Raw genomic sequence first — 18688 nt, forward strand, 5'->3', positions numbered from 1 at the left:
CCTACTCCCCGTCGTTCGCGGCGTCGACGCCCTTGATGTGCTGGGCCGGGTTGTGTCCCTCATCGAGCATCCGGACGGCCCACAGCAGTTCCCGGGTGCCTTCGTGCTTGACCATGCCGGGGCTGACACCGAGCCGGAAGCTGCCGGGTGCGGGCTTGCCGTCCGGGGTGTGCGGAAGGACGTCCAGTGGGGAGGGTCCGTCGGAGAGGTACACGGCGCAGTCCGACAGCACCGCGATCGGGACGAGCGCGTCCTCGCCCAGGGTGAGACGGCCGGCGGGCGCCGGTTCCTCCTGTGTCGCGAGCGCCGTCTTGAGGAGCTTGCGGTGCATGTTGACGCGTGCGGTGGCGATGACGGCGGCCCGGATGTCCGGGCGCCAGGTGGGGCGCTCCAGTGCGGGCCAGCGCTCCCCCGCCCGGTATCCGGCGCCCTGCGGCCGCTCGCGGAGCTTGCCGATCCCGCCCTTGACGGTCGCCTTGATCGCGGACAGGACGGCGGCCGTACCGGGGGCCGCCTGCCGGTGGGTCTCCATCGCGGCGAGGAACTCCGCCTCGCCCGCCCCGGCCACGACCCCCAGGTCGGCCATGGTCGCCCGATAGGCCTCGCTCAGGTGCTTGTACCAGGGGTCGAGGTACGGGCCGTACTCCGGCCGCAGCCACGCCTCGACGGGGTCGATCGACACCGGCAGCCGGTAGGTCGCGACGAGCTCTGCCGCGTAGGCGACGGTCGGTGTCGCGTACCACGCGGGACCATCGGGACGTTCGCCGTGCGGTGTGAAGGGGTTGGGCATCCGCGGATCGATCTCGATGCCCGACAGGTCGACCAGCCACGACCCGGGCACCTTCTTGTCGAAGGTGGGCGTCCGCACATGGACGGGGGCCGACAGGCCGACCGCCAGACGGTTCGCGGCCGCGAGGAACGCGGTGTTCACGTCGATGCCGACCGCGTACCGGCGCGCGCACTCGGCGTCGGTCAGCAACTGCGGGTCGCGGATCCAGTCGAAGGCCTCTTCGTCGAGGACCTGGTCGGGCGTGCGCTTGTGGTGGCGCGGGTACAGGCCCGCGACGATGGGATGCTCGGCCGGGGCCTCGGGCGGAGCGGGATCGACCGGCTCGGCCAGTGAACCCGGCAACGGGCCCGACGTCCATCCGCCGGTCGCCTCGTCCCGTACGGCCCGGGTTGGCGGCCGCAGCGCGGTCATCAACTCCAGTCCGCAGACGGCCGTCGAGCCGCGCGGGGTGATGACGCGGGACGCATAGGTGCCGAGCACGGCGGCGACCTCGGGCGCGGGGAGCCGGCCGGTGTCACCCCAGGAGCGGGCATCGAGCGCGTCCCACGGCAGGACCGCGAACTGCACGCACTGGCGCCGGCCGTCCTCGGCGGGCCGGTAGACACGCGCCCAGGGTCCGAAGCCGCGCTTGGTGAGCTTCCAGCCGGCCTCGGCGACCTGCCGGACCGCTTCGTGGTCTCCGGGGAGGCGGAGTGTCCGCCTGTCCTCCAGCACGGGGGGCAGCCCCAGCCGTTCGGCGGCCGCCGCCGTGATCACGACGAGCGGGTCGGCGTCCTTGCCCGAGCGGTGCAGCCTCGCCGCGCCGAGCTTCGCCTCGCCCAGCGCCCACTCCACGACCTCTACCAGGGTCTGGGCCGGGCAGTCCAGCACCAGCCCGCCCAGGCAGTACACGGATCCGTCCCCGTCGAGCACACCCAGCGGACCGTGCGCGAAGCGCGCGTCGGCCACCGCCCGGGGCGTCTCCGGCATGCGCGCCTGCCCGGTTCTCGGTGCGGCCGGCCGACGAGGTGCCGCGGCGGGGGCTTCGCGAACCGGCCGGGACTGCGGCGGCAGCCGCGTCGCGTGTGCCAACGCCCCGGGGGCGGGCGTGACTTCGGCCGGCCGGTCCAGGCCGGGGGCCCCACCCGAATGCGCGGCCGGGGCCTGCGCCGTCGGCACACTCTCCGTGGCGTCGGGTGCCGGGTACCGTGCGGCGAGCCCTTCCAGCAGCCGGGCGTACGCGGCGCGCTTCGGCGGCCGTGGTTCCGTCCTGCCCGCCTCCCAGCCGCTCACCGCCTCGCGGCGGACCTGCAGCGCCTTCGCCACCTGCTCCTGGCTCAGGCCTGCGGCCTCACGCAGCCTCTTGCGCTCGGTGGGGGAAGGGAGCGACTCCCTCGCGGCCACCGCGTCCAGGAGTGCGTCCACCGCACCGAACAGCGCGTCCTCATCGTCAGCCACGTGATCACCTCGCCCCGAACGCTACCCCAACCGCTCAGTCCACCGCGTGCGGATCGCTCAAGCCGTCCCCAGCGGCCCCAAGTCGCCTCGCGCCGCACCGAGCAGCCTCGATCCGTCTCATGGGCGCGGAACTCTCACCCGTGCCGGTGGCGTCGTACGCGCTTTCGGCGCGACGGCGGAGCGGGGACGCCGAAGAGCGCCGGGACCCGCACCGGGCCCAACGCACCGGCACCACCTCGGACTACGCTGCTTGCCGATCACGCGGACGGTCCTGGACGCCGTTGCCCGACGCGGGTGGCGGCATGCCTCGGCGGACGGGGCAGCGGTGACGGAACGTCGCCACCCTCAGCGAAGGAGCCCAGATGCCCGGATCCAGGCGTGGCGGCGCGCCCGAGCCGAAGGTCCCGGGGACAGTCCCCGGCGGGACCTCTTCGGGGCTGATCGTCTTTCTGAACGGGACGTCCAGTTCGGGCAAGTCCAGCATCGCGAGGGAACTGCTGCGCATCCTGGACGAGCCCTGGTTCCACCTGCCCGTGGACGCCTTCCACGCGATGCGCTCCAGCCGGGAGGTCGCCCCCGAGGAGCTTCCGCTGATTCTCCGGCGCACATGGACGGGGTTCCACCGGGCGGTGGCCGGCATGGCGGCGGCAGGCAACAACGTGGTGGTGGACCATGTCCTGAGCGAGGAGTGGCGCCTGGTGGACTGCCTGGAACTCTTCGACCCGAGGAAAGTCGTCCTGGTCGGTGTGCGGTGCTCGCTCGACGAACTGCTGCGGCGCGAGTCGGCCCGTGGCGACCGTCCGCCCGGCCTCGCGGCCCGCCAGTTCCCACAGGTCCACTCGTACGGCCCGTACGACGTGGAATGCGATACGACCACGACCGATCCCGTGGACTGTGCCCGGCAGATCAGTTCGTATCTTGCTCGAAGGTCGTTTCCCACCGCCTTCGAGCAACTCCGGGCCGAACTCCTCCCGGACGGGCACGGTGCCGGAGGTGACACGCTGTTCCCTGGTCCCCGCCTCGAACGGGCGACCCCCACCGATGGCTCCGGCTGCCCGCCGCCCGGGCAACGGCCGTAGCGCAGGGCGGGGCGGAGGCGACGGGGTGCACGGTGTGACCCGCGCCGTGCACCGGCCGGACGGGACGCGGGCTCGCGCGGCCGTCCGTGCGCCGCCGTCGCACCTCGCCGTCCGCGCCCCGTGCCGACCGCCGCGCCGAGGCACGACAGCATCGGGGCATGGTGGAATGGATCATCGCCGCGTGCGACGGGGCGTCGAAGGGGAACCCCGGGCCGGCGGCCTGGGCCTGGGTCGTCGCCGGCGCGGACAGCGAGGTGGTGTCCTGGGAGGCGGGTCCGCTGGGCCGGGCGACCAACAACGTGGCCGAGCTGACGGCGTTGCGGCGGCTGCTGGAGGCCACGGACGCGGGAGTGCCGCTCGAGGTGCGCATGGATTCGCAGTACGCGATGAAGGCGGTCACCACCTGGCTTCCCGGCTGGCGCCGCAAGGGCTGGAAGACCGCCGCCGGCACGCCGGTGGCCAACCGGGACCTGGTGGTGGCGATCGACGCACTTCTGGCGGGCCGGGATGTCGAGTTCGTCTACACCCCGGCCCACCAGGTCGGCGGAGATCCGCTGAACGCGGCTGCCGACGCAGCGGCCGGCCACATCGCCCGCAGCCAGGAGCCCGCCGGCTCGACCCTCGGCTCGGTGCTGCCGGCCGCCGAGTCCCCGGCCCGGCCCCGCCGGTCGGACGGGTCCAAGCGACGCTCGTCCTCGGCCGGTTCGTCACGAGGTTCGGTCAAGGCGAAGTTCCCGGGCCGCTGCTCATGCGGGCGCCCGTACGCCAAGGGCGAGACGATCACCAAGAACGCCGGAGGGTGGGGTCATCCTTCCTGCGCCACGGCCGCCGGCTCTCCGTGAACGGCCTCTGCCGCCGGCGGGCGCACTCCGCGGGCCCGCCCCGGCAGGCCGGGGCTCGCGCGACGCCCTGATCCGGATCGTCCGCGCCGCTCACCGGCCGGGCAACGACGCCGCGCGCAGGGCCGTCGGCCATGCGGACCGATCGGCGCGAGGCCGACGCGCCGGACATCGAACGCACCCCGCACCAACGCCAAGCCGGGCTGCCCGGCCGGGAGTCACCGGACCTGAGTCACCGGACCTGAGTCACCGGATCTGAGGGTGGCCGCGCCGCCCGGCCTCGGTGCCGAGCCTGTCCTCGGTCCTCGGTGAGACTGCTCGGGAGTCGCGGATGTGAGATCCCGGAGCGCAGTCCGCACTGGCGGTGATCGGCGAGCGAAGAGCGCATGCGGGGGGGCACGCCCTTCGAGCCGCTTATTGCCTCTGAGGCAAAATGTTTGCCTACGGGGAACGGCTATGGCTCAATGGGGGCATGGCCGAAGACACCACCGCGATGAGCACCAGGGAGACGAGCGCCGCCCTCTCGAGTGTCGCATCCCAGCTCAGGGACCTGAGGAAGCGAAGCGGTCTGACCGTCGAGGCGGCTGCGGTGCGACTGGGGCTCTCCCCCGCCCATCTGTCCCGGCTGGAGACCGGGCACCGGCAGCCGTCGCTGCCCGTGCTGCTGACGCTGGCGCGTGCCTACGGCACCACGGTCTCCGATCTGCTCGGGGAGACCCCTCCGGAGCGGGACCCCGTCATCAGGGCCACGACCACGGGGTCGTTGGGGGCGGACGGCTGGACCTACCGGCAGGCCGGCGAATCCCGACGGGCCATGCAGGCACTCCGTGTGCACGTCCCACCGCAGGTCCGGGAGGAACTGGTCCGGGTCCATGCCGGTGAGGAATGGCTCTACGTCCTCTCCGGCCGGCTCAGGCTGTCGCTCGGCGGCGAGGAGCACATCCTCGATCCGGGTGATTCCGCCCACTACGACAGTCTGACCCCCCACCGGATCACCGCCGTGCCGCCGGGGGGCGCGGACCTCCTCTTCGTCCACACGCTTCTGCAGAGCCACGCGAGTGATCTGTGCATAGGAGGCGGGGACCGTCCGAATCCGCCCGGCGCCGACCGGCGTACGGGCCCTCCAGAAGGTGACGATCATGCTGAGTGAGAAGACCGGCGTCGAGCGCGGGGACGGCCGGTTCCCCAAGGGATTCGCCCTGCGCCTGTTCGCCTACATCGTGGCGGGGCATCTCGTGGCGGGCTTCCTCTACCTGCTGTTCTCCGTCGGCGCGAAGTAGACGACCACCGCGCCCCGCCTTTCCGCCCCTCGCGGCCGCCTGCCCGCCCGGCAGCGGCGCACGTACCCGGCGCACGGCCGGGGGTGGCGGTGTCGCCACCCCCACGCCGCCGTCCACTCCCGGTCCCCGAGGTCGCCTGTGGACCGGTACGGACACCCGGCAGGTCGCCAGGACCTCCTCGAGGTTGCGCTCCCAGTCGGCGCCTACACCCATCCGCCGAGCCAGCAATCCCGGCGGCTCGCCGCCGTCGTGGTCGGTCGGCTGCATGACGTGCCGGCACAACTCCCGCTGGAAGTCGACGAGTTCCAGTTCGGTTCGCAGGCCGGCCTCGCCCCGCGGGGCGGCCGCCTCGCCGTCAGAACGCCTGGAGAAAACAACCGACGGCGATCACTCCGGCCGCCGCTATCGAGGAAATCTTGATCAGGATCTTCCGGGTCATCACAAGTGCCTCCAGGGGGAGGGAGTTCGGTTGGCCGGCATCAGCGGTGGACGGCGGCCGAAGTGCACAGGGGCTCGGCCGCCGCGCGGCCGCGGTGGCTCACAGGCACGTACGGACGAGCCACTCGTCCGGGTTGTACGCGAATCGCGCCGAGTCGTGCGTCACGGCCGGCCGTTCCTCGACCATGTCGTCCCAGCGGATGCGCTCCGGCAGCCGTGAGAACCTCAGCCGGCGGGCCGCTCCGGCCTCGTCCGCGGTCTTGTGCTCCTGCTCCATGTCAACGCCTCCTCAGCGGCGGATCGCGCCGCTCCTGACGGCAGTCGTCCCGTCCTCGAACGGAGCGGGCCGGATCTCGGCGCTCTCCTGCGGCCTCGCGGCCCGAGAACGCGGATCGGGGGACTGCCCCGGCAGCTCGGTGGAAGACCGATCCTCACACGCCGATCGTCACCCGTCAAGGGGGTGACGATCGGGAAGTCACAACCAGGGGATCACGGCCGGGATCCGGTCGACGCCGTCGCCTTCGCACTCGCACGCTTGCGCGCCCGGTAGGCCGCGGCTTTGATCTTGTTGCCGCACGGATCCATCTTGCACCACTCCCGGCGCGCCCCCCTGGAACGGTCGATGTAGAACTGGGTGCAGTCCGGATTCGCGCACTCCTTGAGCAGCGGGACCTCCGGGCCACTGAGGACCGCGACGGCATCACGGGCGACATGGGACAGCGCCTGCCGGACGGTGGCCTCGACGCTGCGCCCGGCGTCGGTGAGCTGCGGCACGGGAGCCGGCCGCCGCGCCGCGGCGTTCACCAGGCCCAGCGCTTCCCGCTCGTAGGCATCGCCGTCGATCCTTGCGACGACCAGCCGGTAGATCGCCTCCCGCAACTCCACGGCCTCGCGGAGGTCGGCCGGCCCGCACGCCAGGTCGCCGTCCGTGATGCCGCACTCACGGAACCAGGAGCTGAGACTTTCGGGCGAGTGGAGCATCTCGCGAGGGTTGGGGCCGCGCCGAACCCGCAGCGTACCCGCGAAGTCGAGAGCCGGACTTCCGGCCGGAAAGCCATGTTCCATATCACCATTCTGACAGGTGACGATTCCATGCGCAACGCTCGCCCGGGGTGACTCACCGTTCACGCCCCGCCGCGAGCCCACCCGGCAGCGCCCCCGCGGCAACGCCAGGACGGGCGCGGCGACGAGCCGATGCATCACCGACTTGACAGGTGACGCACGACCCTGCACTATCGAGTCACCACCTGAGCAGGTGACGCATCCGATGCGGCCCTGCGGATGGCTTCCGGGCTTACGGGACACGTAAGGCCCCCGACACCCCCAGAGGAATGCAATGCCGAACAGCTACACCACCGTCGTGAACGTCACCGGTGAGGGCCGCAACGGCGGCCGTGTCCTGTCCGACGACGGTCTGCTCGACACCACGCTGTCCCACCCCAAGGAGCTCGGCGGAGCCGGCACCGCCACCAACCCCGAGCAGCTCTTCGGGGCCGGCTGGGCCGCCTGCTTCCTCGGCGCCGTCCGTATCGCGGCCGCCGAGCGCAAGGTGAAGCTGACGAGCACGGAGATCAACGCCGAGATCACCCTGCAGCACGGCGACGACGGCTACTCCCTCGCCGCGGTGCTCAACCTCGAGCTCGGCGGAGTGGACGACGCCCGGGCCGCCGAGCTCGCGGACGCCGCCCACCAGATCTGCCCGTACTCCAAGGCGATCCGCGGCAACGTGCCCGTTACGATCCACGCCACCGCCGTCTGACCGGACGCGGAACCGGCCGGTAGCGACCGGCCCCTGATCCGGCGGGTCCCGCATCCCGCTCCCCGGCCCGAACCGGGATGCGGGACCCGCCCGCACCACGCACCACGCACCACGCACCACGCACACAGGAGGCGGGACCGACATGACGAACGCACCTCAGCAGAAGGCATGGCTGGCAGGCGGTTGCTTCTGGGGGATGCAGGACCTGTTGCGAAAGCTCCCCGGTGTCCTGGACACCCGCGTCGGATACAGCGGTGGCGACATGCCCCGTCCGACCTATCAGCGCCATGGAACCCACGCGGAGGCGATCGAGATCACCTTCGACCCCGCGGCCACCGACTACCGCACGATCCTGGAGTACTTCTTCCAGATCCACGACCCGACCACGAAGAACCGGCAGGGCAACGACATCGGCTCCAGCTATCGCTCTGCCATCTTCCATCTCGACGAGGAGCAGCGGCGCGTGGCCGAGGAGACCATCGCCGATGTCGAGGCGTCGGGCCTGTGGCCGGGAACGGTGGTGACGGAGGTCGTCCCGGCTGGCGAGTTCTGGGAGGCCGAACCCGAGCACCAGGACTACCTGGAGCGTTACCCGGACGGCTACACCTGCCACTTCCCGCGCCCCGGCTGGCGGCTGCCGAAGCGGTCCGCCTCCTGATCCGGTCCGGGGCGCGTCCCCGGCGGTCGCGCGTCCCCGGGCCACCTCATGGCGTGACCAATTCGCGGGCGATCTCCCGGGCCAGTTTCACGATGACGGGAATCGCGGCCGTGATGAACAGCGAGCCGAACGTCATGTCGCCGAGGGCGTAGAAGCACTCCTGCGACCCGCCGTCGGCGACGAGCCGGCTGCTCTCACGCCGAACCCGGAGGCCGCCGTGCGGGTGCGCCGTGGCCGCGGACGCCTCGACCAGGGACCGTACGAGGGGCGCCGCGGCCGGGGGGACCCGGTCCGGCGCCACGGATACCGCGTTGACCACCGTGTCGGCGTGGATCCGACTGCCGTCCGCGGCGACGGCGAACCCCTGCCGGGTGCGGCGGACGTCGTTCAGTCCTCCCATCACCCGGAGCGGCCCCGCTTCGCTCATCGCCAACAGGGGGCCGCGGTGGACGGCGGCATCGGGCAGCACAGCGAATGGAGGGCGCGGTAGTGGCGGCGCAGTAGTTCGGCGCGGTCCCGGTACGGCATCAGCGGCCACACGTCGACGGCGACGGGCAGGGTGTGCTGCAGAATGCGCAGTCCGAGGTTCTGCCCGTGGACCAGCTCCAGCTGACGCCGCAGCCGGCGTACGGGGTCCTCGCGGAGCAGTGCGAACTCGGTCTCGAGCTCGGCGAAGTCCTGTCCCGCCGAGGTGAGTTCCTCGCGCAGCACCCGAACGACCTCGTCGAAGCCGACCTCTCCCCCGCCGCTCAGCGCGTGGAATCGGTCGGGGGTGAAGTGCCGCAGGGTGTGGATGACCGGCTGCTGACGGACCGCGGGCAGTACCCCGTGCCGCGAGAGCATGTACACGGGTCCCCGGTGTCCGCCGGCCCGCAGGGCGAGCACCACGTCCACGGCGGTCAGACCCGTGCCCAGGACGGCGACCGTGTCGTGCGGGTCGATGCCGGCCAGGGTCTCCGAGACCGGATAGGGATCGGGAACGAAGCCCGGTTCCGGCCCGCGCAGACCGAATCCGTCGTGGGGGCCGCCCGCTCCCGTGCACAGGACCACTCGGTCGGCCCGGTGCCGCGTGCCGCGTTCCGTCGTCAGCACGGCTCCCCCGGCGCCCGGGGCGGCATGCACCACCCGCTCCCTTACGAGCCCGACCCTCCACCCGCACTCGTCGAGCCGGGCCCTGCCGTGCCGAGCCACCGTCTCCAGGTACTCACCGAACAGGGCCCGAGGAGGGAAGGCGGCGACGTCGTAGGGGCCGAGATCCCGCAGGTCACCCGGCTGCCACCGGCGGTCGGCGAGCCAGCGGTCGAAGTGACGGGGGTCTCCGCCTCGCACCGACATGGCGCGCGAAGGGAGATTCACCACGATGCAGTCGGCGTCCCGCTGATAGGGGCGACCACGCCACAGTCGGTCCGACGGCTCGAAGACGGTGACCGCGGCCGGCGGCGCGGACGTCTGGGACAGCGCGTCCAGCAGACACACCGCTCCCCCACCGCCCCCGACGATCGCGATCTCGCGCATACGGGCCACGACGTGCACCTTTCGCCGGCCGTCGGCCACGGCGGCGGCTCGCCACGGGAGGTGCCGAAGCCATCTCCCATTCTGCTCCGGCGAGCGGGGTCGGCCACCCCGGGGCGTGGCACGCTCGGAGGCGCGGGCACGGGTCCCGGGCGCCCGGGTGGGTCTCAGGCTTCGGGAGCGTGGACGGGCTCGGACAGTGCCGCCTTGACGCGCCTGGTCTCGTCGTCGGCGAGTACCTCGAACTGATCTCTCGTCAGAGCGTCCATGGTCAGCTCGGCGACCGTGGAGGCATCGATCTTCGAGGCGTCCGTCCAGGCGCTGAGGTCCGTGTCCACGAAACCGGCGTGCACGCTCACCACCAGGGTCCCCTGTGCGTGCAGGGCCTTCCGCAGCGCATCCGTCAGCGACCACTGCGCCGCCTTCGAAGCCGCGTAGCCGGGGAAGAGCGGCTGACCGACCCACGAGGCGAGCGACAGCATGTTGACCAGTGCGCCCCCTCCGTTGCGGGCCAGGATCGGAGCGAAGGCACGGGACACGGCCCAGGTGCCGAAGTAGTTGACCTCCATCGCCCGGCGGGCGCCGTCGAAGGCACCGTCCATGAGCCGGGTGCTCGCGCCGCCGATTCCGGCGTTGTTGATCACGATGGAGACGTCTCCCGCGGCGGCGGCCGCCGCCGCGACGCTCTCGTGGTCGGTGACGTCCAGCCTCAGCGGGACGAGGTCCTGGTCGGTCACGCTTGCCGGGTCGCGTACTCCGGCGTAGACCTTGGCCGCGCCGTGGTCGACCAGCGAACGGGCGAAGGCGCGGCCGATGCCGCGGTTGGCGCCCGTCACGAGGGCGACTGATCCCTTGATGTCCATCGTTCTTCCTCTGGAACGGGCATGCCTTGTGCAGGCGGGCTCTCGGACGTCGTCTCCTGCCCTGGCCGTCCGGGTCGGGCTCGGCCGGTCCGGCGGAAACGGGTTGCCGTATCAGCTCACCCCGGCACCGGCTCCGGCACAAGCGGGCGCGTCGGCGGCGCGGCGGGATCCCCGCCCGGGCCGGTCGCCGGCCGGCGCCCACGACCACGCCGCCGGGGGTGCCCGGGCCTCCCCGCACTGCCCGCCGGCGGCAGGACGACCCGGGCAGCGACGTTTGGGGACACCGATCAGTTGTGATGTATTTCGCATCAAATTTCACATTCTGACCCCTCCGGGAGTCGTCCATGTCTGAAGTGAGGCCCCCAGGCGGGTCGCACCCCGCGCCCGGCGCGGTGCGTGCTTCTTCCCGTGCCCGGCGCTGCTGGTCCGGGTTCCTCGGCGCGGTGCTGCTCCTCGGCCCGGTTCCCGCGGTTCCGGTGACGGCGGCACAGGGTGCCCAGGTCCCGTGGCAGCGGCCGGAGGCCGCCAGGCCCGGGAACCCCGCGTCGGACGGCCCGCCGAGGTCCACCGGGACGAGCACGAAGCAGCCGCCGTCTGCCCCGGCCGCCCGGCAGCCGGCGGCACACAGAGCAGCGCTCCCGCTGGACTGCTCGGGGAACACCATCTACGCACTCCAGAACGGCGCTTCCGCATCCGACCCGGGCACCCTGCTCGCCCTGAACGCCGCCACCCTCGCCGGTCCGACCCCCACCGTGACCGCGAACGTGGTGAGCCGGATTCCCCAGGGGGGCCAGACGAACGCCCTCGGCGTGCTGCCCGGCGGCACCGGTGCGTACCTCGTCAATCGCACGGGCACCGCGTCCTCCATCGTCGTCCACGGTTACGACGCGGCGAGCGGCGCGTGGACCAGGTACCCGGGAACGACCCCCGGCAACGGGGTGGTCGTGGTCGCCGGGGCGATCGACCCGGCCAGCCGCATCTACTACTACGCCGCCCTCGGCACCGGTACGAGCACCACACCGGGCAAGGTCTCCGTCTACGGGTTCGACACCGAGACCAACACGGCGATTCCCGGCGTGATCGCCACCTTCGACCTGCCCATCACCAGCCGCTTCAGCGCCAACGGGGACATCGCCTTCGACGCCTCGGGCAATCTCTACATCGTCACCTCCGCCAACAGCTCCAACAACGCCGCGATCGGTGTCGTGCGCGGACCGCTGCCCACCACCGGCTCCGCGACCGGGGTCTCGCTGACGGACACACTGCTGACCACCATCAACAACCCGCAGCAGCGGCAGTACAACGGGATCGCCTTCAACAACGACGGCGAGTTGTTCATCCAGTTCAGTGCGCCCGCACCGGCCACGGCCACCTATCTTCAGGCCGTCAACCCGAACAACGGAGCCCTCATCGGGCAGCCGAAGCTGCTCTCGGACACGACCTTCGCCTCCGTCGACCTCGGAGCCTGCTCGACCAACCCGACGCTGACCTTGCGGAAGAACGTCGCCGGCCGGTTCGCCTCCTCCACGGCCGCGAACGACCAGTTCACCCTCTCGATCACCGGCGGCGGCATCAGCGGCGGCAACACCGCCACCACAACCGGGAACACGAACGGTGTTCAGACACCGGCGGCGGGGCCGGTCATCGGTGTCGCGAACACCACGTACAACCTCGCCGAGACCGCCGCCAACGGCGGCAGCCTCGACAACTACGTGACCACCTACGCCTGCGTGGACACCGCCGACGGCAACGCGCCCGTCACCTCGGGCACCGCCACCTCGTTCGCCCTGCACTTCCCCGCCACCCGGCCGGGTGGCAGCAGCCCCCGGATCCTCTGCACCTTCACCAACACCGCGAAGCCCCCGTCGCCGTCGCTGACGCTCGCGAAGACGGCCGCACCCGACGAAGTCACCGCCGCCGGCCAGCTGGTCACGTACACCCATGTGGTCACCAACACGGGCAATGTGACGCTGACCGGCGTCGACGTCAGCGAGACGGCGTTCTCGGGCTCCGGCACGGACCCGGAGGTGTCCTGCCCGGGCACGTCCCTCACCCCCGGCCAGTCCATGAACTGCACCGCCACCTACACCACCACCCAGACCGACATCGACAACGGCGAGATCGACAACACCGCCACCGCCACCGGAACCCCACCGACCGGACCCGCCGTCACCGCCACCGACGACGCCACCGTCACCGCGGACCAGGACCCCTCGGTGTCCCTGGTGAAGACGGTCGTCGGGGACGACGGCCCCTTCCGCTCGGGTGAAGTGCTCACGTACACCTTCCTCGTCTCCAACACCGGCAACGTCACCCTCTCCGGCATGGAGCTGAGCGACATCGCCTTCTCCGGATCGGACCCGGCCCCCGAGGCGTCCTGCCCGGACACCGCGCTCGCCCCGGGCGAGTCGATGACGTGCACGGCCACGTACACACTGACGCAGGCCGACGTCGACTCGGGATCGGTGACGAACACCGCCCGGGCGACCGGCACCCCGCCCGCGGGACCGCCCGTGGCGAGCCAGTCCTCGGCCCTGTTCACCCCGCGGGTCAACCCGGCGCTGGCACTGGCCAAGACCGGCGAACCCGTCGTGGCGACCGCCGTCGGCCAGCTCGTCGCCTACACGCTCCTCGCCACCAACACCGGCAACGTGACACTGACGGACGTGGACGTCGCCGAGACCGCCTTCTCCGGCTCCGGCGCCCGCCCGCAGGCCGTCTGCCCGACCGGACCGCTGGCACCAGGGGCGTCCGTCGCGTGCACGGCCACCTACGTCGTCAGCCAGGCCGACTTCAACGCGGGCAGGCTGACGAACACGGCCGTCGCCACGGCCGACCCGCCCACCGGCCCCTCGGTGACCACACCGCCCGCCGGAGCGACGGTCACCATGGAGCAAGCCCCGGCGCTCACCCTGGCCAAGTCCGCCTCGCCGGGCGAGGTGACCGCGGCGGGCCAGCAGGTCGACTACACCTACGTCGTCACCAACACGGGCAATGTGACGCTCACCGCCGTGGACGTCAGCGAGACGGCGTTCTCGGGCTCCGGCCCGGACCCGGAGGTGTCCTGCCCGGGCACGTCCCTCACCCCCGGCCAGTCCATGAACTGCACCGCCACCTACACCACCACCCAGACCGACATCAACGCCGGCGCGGTGACGAACGGCGCCGCCGCCACCGGCACGCCGCCGACCGGTCCCCCCGTGACGGCCACCGCCACCGACACCGTGACCGCGCTGCAGGACGCCTCCCTGTCGCTGGTGAAGACGGTCGTGGGCGACGGTGGCCCGTTCCGTTCCGGTGAGGTGCTCACGTACTCGTACCTGGTACGCAACACCGGCAACGTCGTTCTCTCGGCGCTGGACGTACGCGACCTGGCCTTCAGCGGTTCGGGTCCCGATCCCGAGATCACGTGTCCGGACACCGCACTCGCTCCGGGCGAGGCGGTGACGTGCACGGCCACGTACACGGTGACCCAGGCCGACGTGGACACCGGCCAGATCGAGAACACCGCGGTGGCCACCGGCACACCACCCGGCGGCACGGCGGTGGAATCCAACGAGTCGACCGCCGTCTTCACACCCCGACGCACCCCCGCGCTCTCGCTGGCGAAGTCGGCGTCCCCCTCCGCGGTGACCGCCGACGGCCAGGACGTGCACTACACACTGGTCGTCACCAACACGGGCAACGTGACCCTGAACGCCGTCGACGTGAACGAGACCGTCTTCACCGGCACCGGACCGCGCCCGGTGATCACCTGCCCCGAGGGTTCCCTGCTGCCCGGACAGTCCAAGACGTGCACCGCCGGATACACCGTCACCCAGGCGGACGTGAACGCGGGCGCGGTGGCGAACACGGCGGTCGCGTCGGGCACGCCCACGGGCGGCGGCCCCGCCGTCACCGCGACGGCGAGCGACACCGTCACCGCCGGACAGAGTCCCGCACTGGCCCTGGTGAAGACCGCGGCTCCCGCCGTCGTGACGGGTGCCGGCCAGCGCGTGGACTACCGCTTCACCGTGACCAACACCGGCAATGTGACCCTCACCGGCGTCGCGGTGACGGAGCCCGCCTTCACCGGTACGGGACCGGCTCCCCTCGTCGCCTGCCCCGAAGGCGCACTGGCTCCGGGACAGTCGAGAACGTGCGCGGCCTCCTACACCGTCACCCAGGCGGACGTGAGCGCGGGCGCGCTGACGAACGCCGCCCTCGCCACGGGCACTCCGCCCACCGGCCCGCCGGTGACGGCCACCGCCGACCAGACGGTCATCGCGACCTTCTCCCAGATCGCGTCGCTCAGCGTCGTGAAGAGCGCGAACCCCGTCGAGGTGAAGCGGCCCGGCGCGGAGGTCGAGTACCGCTTCGTGGTGACGAACACCGGCAATGCGACGCTGTCGGACGTCACCGTGGACGAAACCCGGTTCACGGGGTCCGGCCCGCGGCCGGACGTCTCGTGCCCGCGGACGTCACTCGCGGCAGGCGAACGCATGACCTGCACGGCGACCTACCGGGTCACCCGGGAGGATTTCCGCGAGGGCTCGGTGCAGAACACCGTCGTCGCCACGGGCACCCCGTCCGGTGGCCCCGCGGTGACCTCGCCGCCCTCCAGCGCCGAAGTGACCATGACTCCGGGGCACGGGCACCATGACAGGCCGCAGAAGCCCCATCGCCCCGGCCACGACGGGCACGACAAGCCCGATCGCCCGCACCACAAGCCCCCCAAGCCGCACGGCGACGGTCAGCGGGAGAAGGGGCCGCGCCAAGAGGCGTAGCCATCACGCGGAACGAGTGGGCCGGGTCCTCCGTACGGGGATCCGGCCCACTTCTTTCACCGGACCCGCGCGACCGTCCGGACGGACGGTCACTCGCCCGTCGACGCCGGCACTTCGCGGAGCTTCCCGGAACGCCGCACCGGAGTCCGCCCGGTTGCCAAAGGGCCCCGGAACACGGCGGTGCCCCGAGCCCATGTGCGGACTCGGGGCACCCGACTGCCTCCCGCGGGAGCGGAACCGCCTCAACGGCCCCACGGCGCTCCGACGTTGACCACCTCTTCAGACCGGCTGCCCCGGTCCCCGCTGCGACGAGGTTACGGCGCGTCAGCGGTCGTGCAGATGGCGAAGGCGATGACTTCGGCCCCACCGGAGGTGGTGGCCTGCCAGCCGGTCGCCGGGTCTCCGGTCGGCGCGCTGTGGTGGACGACGATCCCCTGGACACCCTGGGAACCGCCACCGACGGCGAACTGGCCGACATCACACTGAGCAGTGGACTGGGGCCCCTGGGCACCCGTCGCCACCGAGGTGACCAGGGTGGCGCCCTGAGGTCCCTGCACGCCCACGTCGCCCTGTGCGCCCTCGGCGCCCTGGGCACCGGTGATGCCCTGCGCACCGGTGATGCCCTGCGCACCCGTGGCCCCCCGAGGACCTGCCCTGATCAGGAGTTTCTCGGCACGTGCCAGGGAAATGCCCACCCGGCGGGGGCATCGCTCGCACCTCGGCGCGGACGGCCTTGGTTTCGTGCCCCTGACACATGACCGCCGGATTTCGGCCTTCCAGGACGGCACGCTTCCCGGCGAATTCCTTCGGAGCCGCGGACCGCGGACCGAGAGCGCCAATACTCCGCTTGTCCGTAAGTCACACCACTACGGGGGCATCCATGTGAGTCCTCGCACGTGATCGCGGGGCTTTGGACGACTCCGGCGGAAGCACAACGGCGACGGGCCCGGAACTGCACCGCGAAACGGGCACTGCCGGGCCGCCCCTCCGGCAGCCTACGGGGATCCGGACCGCGTCACCCACTGCGGAAGTACGTACGTTTGGGTGGTCTGACCGGCCCAAGTACCCATGGCAGATGACGACATACCGGGTTACCTCGTAACTTTGCCGTCAGTGACGGTGGTTCGGGACTCTCCCGTCGGCACCGTCCCCCGACATCCCTCCTGTGGCCGTTCGGCGGCAGCCGGATGGCCACTCCCACTCCATGAGATGTGACCAAGTGAAAAGTTGGCGATTGTGGACAGGCCTCGGCGCAACGGTCGCGGTCGCCGCCGGGGCGGTCACCTGGGCGGTCATGTCCCACCCTGCGGCCACCCCGGACGGCAAGTCCGAAAAGGCGCCCCTCACCCCGCTCAATGCCCACGCCCTGCTCCAGGCCGGTCATGTGCAGGCGCAGCACAAGGACTTCGACGGGGCCGAGGCCACCTTCAAGCGGGTCCTGGAGATGGAACCGGGCAACAAACTCGCCTGGTACAACGTGGGCGTCGTCTCCGCACGCGACGGCAGGCCGGCAGACGCGCTCAAGGCCTACGACACCGCACTGAAGATCGATCCCTCGTTCACCTCGGCGCTGTTCAACCAGGCCGTGTTGCTCAAGGGAAGTGATCCCGACCGGGCGATCGCGCTGCTGAAGCGGACCGTCACCATCAATCCGGAGGCCTCCACGGCCCATTTCCAGCTCGGCGACACGCTGGCTCGCAAGGGCCGGGACGCCCAGGCGCGGGATGCCTACCGCCGGGCCGTCGCGGTCGATCCGTCGCTGCACTCCCAGGTTCCGAAGAAGTTCAGGGACTCCACGCGGCCGAACCCCACATCCACCACGAGCGCAGGCAGGTAGCCCCAGATGACGTCGAATGCGACACCGAGGTTCTCCGTCTTCACCCCCAGCCACCGGCCACGTTTCCTGGACGAGTGCCTGGCGACACTTCAGGCCCAGTCCTGCTCCGACTGGGAGTGGATCGTGCTGCTCAACAACGGTGCGCGGTGGCGGCCGGAGCAGCCCGACGACCGTGTCCGGGTGGAGATCGCGGACGGGCTCCGGGGGGTGGGAGCGGCGAAGCGCAGGGCCTGCGAACTCGCGCGCGGCGAGATCCTCGTGGAACTCGACCACGACGACCTCCTGGCGCGGGACTGCCTGGCCGAGCTCGGGAAGGCGTTCGACGAGCACCCGGAAGCCGTCCTCGTCTACAGCAACACCGCCCAGATCACCGAGGACGGCGGACGCGACGACACCCGGTTCAACGAGACGCACGGCTGGCAGTACGAAGAGGTCGACGTCGACGGCCGCCGGCTGCTGGCCGCGAAGACGATGGCACCGACGCCGCACAACGTCTCGTACATCTGGTACGCGCCGAACCACGTGCGGTCGTTCCGCAAGGACGTGTACGAGAAGGTCGGCGGCTACGACGCAACCCGCACCGTCCTCGACGACCAGGACCTGATGTGCCGTCTGTTCCAGGCGGGGGACTTCCACCACATCGAGCGCTGCCTCTACCTCCAGCGCATCCACACCGCCAACACGCAGCGCGACCCCCAGATCAACGCGCACATCCAGCGGGAGACGGTGGCCCTGTACGACAAGTACATCGAGGCCAACGCCCTCGCCTGGACGCAGCGCCGCGGGCTGCTGGCACTGGACCTCGGCGCGGCCCACCGGAAGCCGCCGGGGTACCTGGGAGTGGACCAGCACGCGGGGGACGGCGTCGACATCGTCGCCACCCTCCCCGGCAGGCTCGACCTGCCCGACAACTCCGTCGGCCTGCTGCGGGCGGTGGACTTCCTCGAGCACGTGCCGGCGAAGGTGCCGTTGATCAACGAGTTGTACCGGCTGCTGGCGCCCGGGGGCATGCTCCTCACCATGACGCCCAGCTCCGACGGCCGCGGGGCCTACCAGGACCCCACGCACGTGGCGTTCTACAACGAGAACTCCTTCTGGTACTACACCGACAACCAGTACCGGGCGTTCGTCCCCGAGATCGAGGCGCGGTTCCAGAACTCCCGCCTCGTCACGTACTTCCCGACCGACTGGCACTCCAAGAACGACATCTCCTACGTGGTGGCGAACCTCATCGCCATGAAGGAGGGCGCGGCGCGCTGCGGCGGACCGCTGCTCGTGTAGTCCCCCTGCCCGCCCCAGGGCGCCGTCCGCCCGCGGAGGGACTTGCCGGGCACGGCGTGGTACCGCCCCGGGTGACAGAGGACGAGGCCGCAGCTTCCGGGCTGCGGCCTCGTCCGTTCGCGGGTCCCGGCGGCCCGACGCTGCCGGGG

The 18688-nt window shown here is 71.6% G+C and carries 16 protein-coding genes; 9 read left to right on the forward strand and 7 right to left on the reverse strand.

Features of this window, described 5'->3' with window-relative positions; all coding sequences use genetic code 11:
• Nucleotide 1 precedes the first annotated feature (1 nt).
• Nucleotides 2-2227 carry a telomere-associated protein Tap gene (gene tap, locus BLT82_RS25570; protein ID WP_093658842.1) on the reverse strand — a complete coding sequence of 742 codons (2226 nt, stop codon included), beginning with the start codon at nucleotides 2225-2227 and terminating at the stop codon, nucleotides 2-4.
• Between the two features lie 362 nt (nucleotides 2228-2589).
• On the opposite strand from tap, the gene BLT82_RS25575 reads away from it, so the two are divergent.
• The 4 genes from BLT82_RS25575 (at nucleotide 2590) to BLT82_RS37265 (ending at nucleotide 5425) form a co-directional block, all read left to right on the forward strand.
• A complete protein-coding gene (locus tag BLT82_RS25575; RefSeq protein WP_093658844.1) occupies nucleotides 2590-3306 on the forward strand; it encodes a chloramphenicol phosphotransferase CPT family protein in 717 nt (238 codons plus the stop codon).
• A 158-nt stretch (nucleotides 3307-3464) separates the two neighbouring features.
• Entirely contained in the window at nucleotides 3465-4148 is a 684-nt protein-coding gene (locus tag BLT82_RS25580) for a ribonuclease H family protein (RefSeq protein ID WP_093658846.1), read from the forward strand.
• A 469-nt stretch (nucleotides 4149-4617) separates the two neighbouring features.
• A complete protein-coding gene (locus tag BLT82_RS25585) occupies nucleotides 4618-5295 on the forward strand; it encodes a helix-turn-helix domain-containing protein (protein ID WP_244529590.1) in 678 nt (225 codons plus the stop codon).
• On the forward strand, nucleotides 5285-5425 hold the full coding sequence (locus BLT82_RS37265) for a DUF6126 family protein (protein ID WP_167746081.1): 141 nt from the start codon (nucleotides 5285-5287) through the stop codon (nucleotides 5423-5425). The genes BLT82_RS25585 and BLT82_RS37265 overlap by 11 nt, the downstream gene beginning before the upstream one ends.
• Nucleotides 5426-5963: 538 nt before the next feature.
• Here BLT82_RS37265 and BLT82_RS37270 read toward each other — a convergent pair.
• Nucleotides 5964-6140, reverse strand: a complete 177-nt coding sequence (locus BLT82_RS37270; protein ID WP_167746082.1) for a hypothetical protein — start codon at nucleotides 6138-6140, stop codon at nucleotides 5964-5966.
• A 212-nt stretch (nucleotides 6141-6352) separates the two neighbouring features.
• Nucleotides 6353-6928, reverse strand: coding sequence for a CGNR zinc finger domain-containing protein (locus BLT82_RS25590; protein ID WP_093658848.1), 576 nt, complete (start codon nucleotides 6926-6928; stop codon nucleotides 6353-6355).
• Between the two features lie 271 nt (nucleotides 6929-7199).
• On the opposite strand from BLT82_RS25590, the gene BLT82_RS25595 reads away from it, so the two are divergent.
• Both BLT82_RS25595 and msrA read left to right on the forward strand, forming a co-directional pair.
• Nucleotides 7200-7622, forward strand: a complete 423-nt coding sequence (locus tag BLT82_RS25595; protein WP_093658850.1) for an Ohr family peroxiredoxin — start codon at nucleotides 7200-7202, stop codon at nucleotides 7620-7622.
• 142 nt (nucleotides 7623-7764) lie between these two features.
• On the forward strand, nucleotides 7765-8280 hold the full coding sequence (msrA, locus tag BLT82_RS25600) for a peptide-methionine (S)-S-oxide reductase MsrA (protein ID WP_093658852.1): 516 nt from the start codon (nucleotides 7765-7767) through the stop codon (nucleotides 8278-8280).
• 46 nt (nucleotides 8281-8326) lie between these two features.
• On the opposite strand, the gene BLT82_RS25605 is transcribed toward msrA, so the two are convergent.
• From BLT82_RS25605 to BLT82_RS25615, 3 genes are all read right to left on the reverse strand, one after another.
• Nucleotides 8327-8707, reverse strand: coding sequence for an FAD/NAD(P)-binding protein (locus BLT82_RS25605; RefSeq protein ID WP_143041534.1), 381 nt, complete (start codon nucleotides 8705-8707; stop codon nucleotides 8327-8329).
• Entirely contained in the window at nucleotides 8704-9795 is a 1092-nt protein-coding gene (locus BLT82_RS25610; RefSeq protein ID WP_244529604.1) for an FAD/NAD(P)-binding protein, read from the reverse strand. The genes BLT82_RS25605 and BLT82_RS25610 overlap by 4 nt, the downstream gene beginning before the upstream one ends.
• A 164-nt stretch (nucleotides 9796-9959) precedes the next feature.
• On the reverse strand, nucleotides 9960-10655 hold the full coding sequence (locus BLT82_RS25615; protein WP_093658858.1) for an SDR family oxidoreductase: 696 nt from the start codon (nucleotides 10653-10655) through the stop codon (nucleotides 9960-9962).
• Between the two features lie 344 nt (nucleotides 10656-10999).
• Between BLT82_RS25615 and BLT82_RS25620 the strand changes: the two genes are divergently transcribed.
• On the forward strand, nucleotides 11000-15421 hold the full coding sequence (locus BLT82_RS25620; RefSeq protein WP_093658860.1) for a DUF7507 domain-containing protein: 4422 nt from the start codon (nucleotides 11000-11002) through the stop codon (nucleotides 15419-15421).
• A 314-nt stretch (nucleotides 15422-15735) separates the two neighbouring features.
• Here BLT82_RS25620 and BLT82_RS37275 read toward each other — a convergent pair whose 3' ends face one another.
• Entirely contained in the window at nucleotides 15736-16116 is a 381-nt protein-coding gene (locus BLT82_RS37275) for a hypothetical protein (protein ID WP_093658862.1), read from the reverse strand.
• 539 nt (nucleotides 16117-16655) lie between these two features.
• Between BLT82_RS37275 and BLT82_RS25630 the strand changes: the two genes are divergently transcribed.
• Both BLT82_RS25630 and BLT82_RS25635 read left to right on the forward strand, forming a co-directional pair.
• The gene (locus BLT82_RS25630; protein ID WP_167746083.1) at nucleotides 16656-17258 is read left to right on the forward strand and encodes a tetratricopeptide repeat protein; all 603 of its coding nucleotides are present in this window, start codon (nucleotides 16656-16658) and stop codon (nucleotides 17256-17258) included.
• A 6-nt stretch (nucleotides 17259-17264) separates the two neighbouring features.
• On the forward strand, nucleotides 17265-18539 hold the full coding sequence (locus BLT82_RS25635; protein ID WP_093658866.1) for a glycosyltransferase: 1275 nt from the start codon (nucleotides 17265-17267) through the stop codon (nucleotides 18537-18539).
• The last annotated feature ends 149 nt before the right edge of the window (nucleotides 18540-18688 follow it).

Origin of the sequence: Streptomyces wuyuanensis, assembly GCF_900103455.1 — a bacterium.
GTDB classification, from domain to species: Bacteria; Actinomycetota; Actinomycetes; order Streptomycetales; family Streptomycetaceae; genus Streptomyces; species Streptomyces wuyuanensis.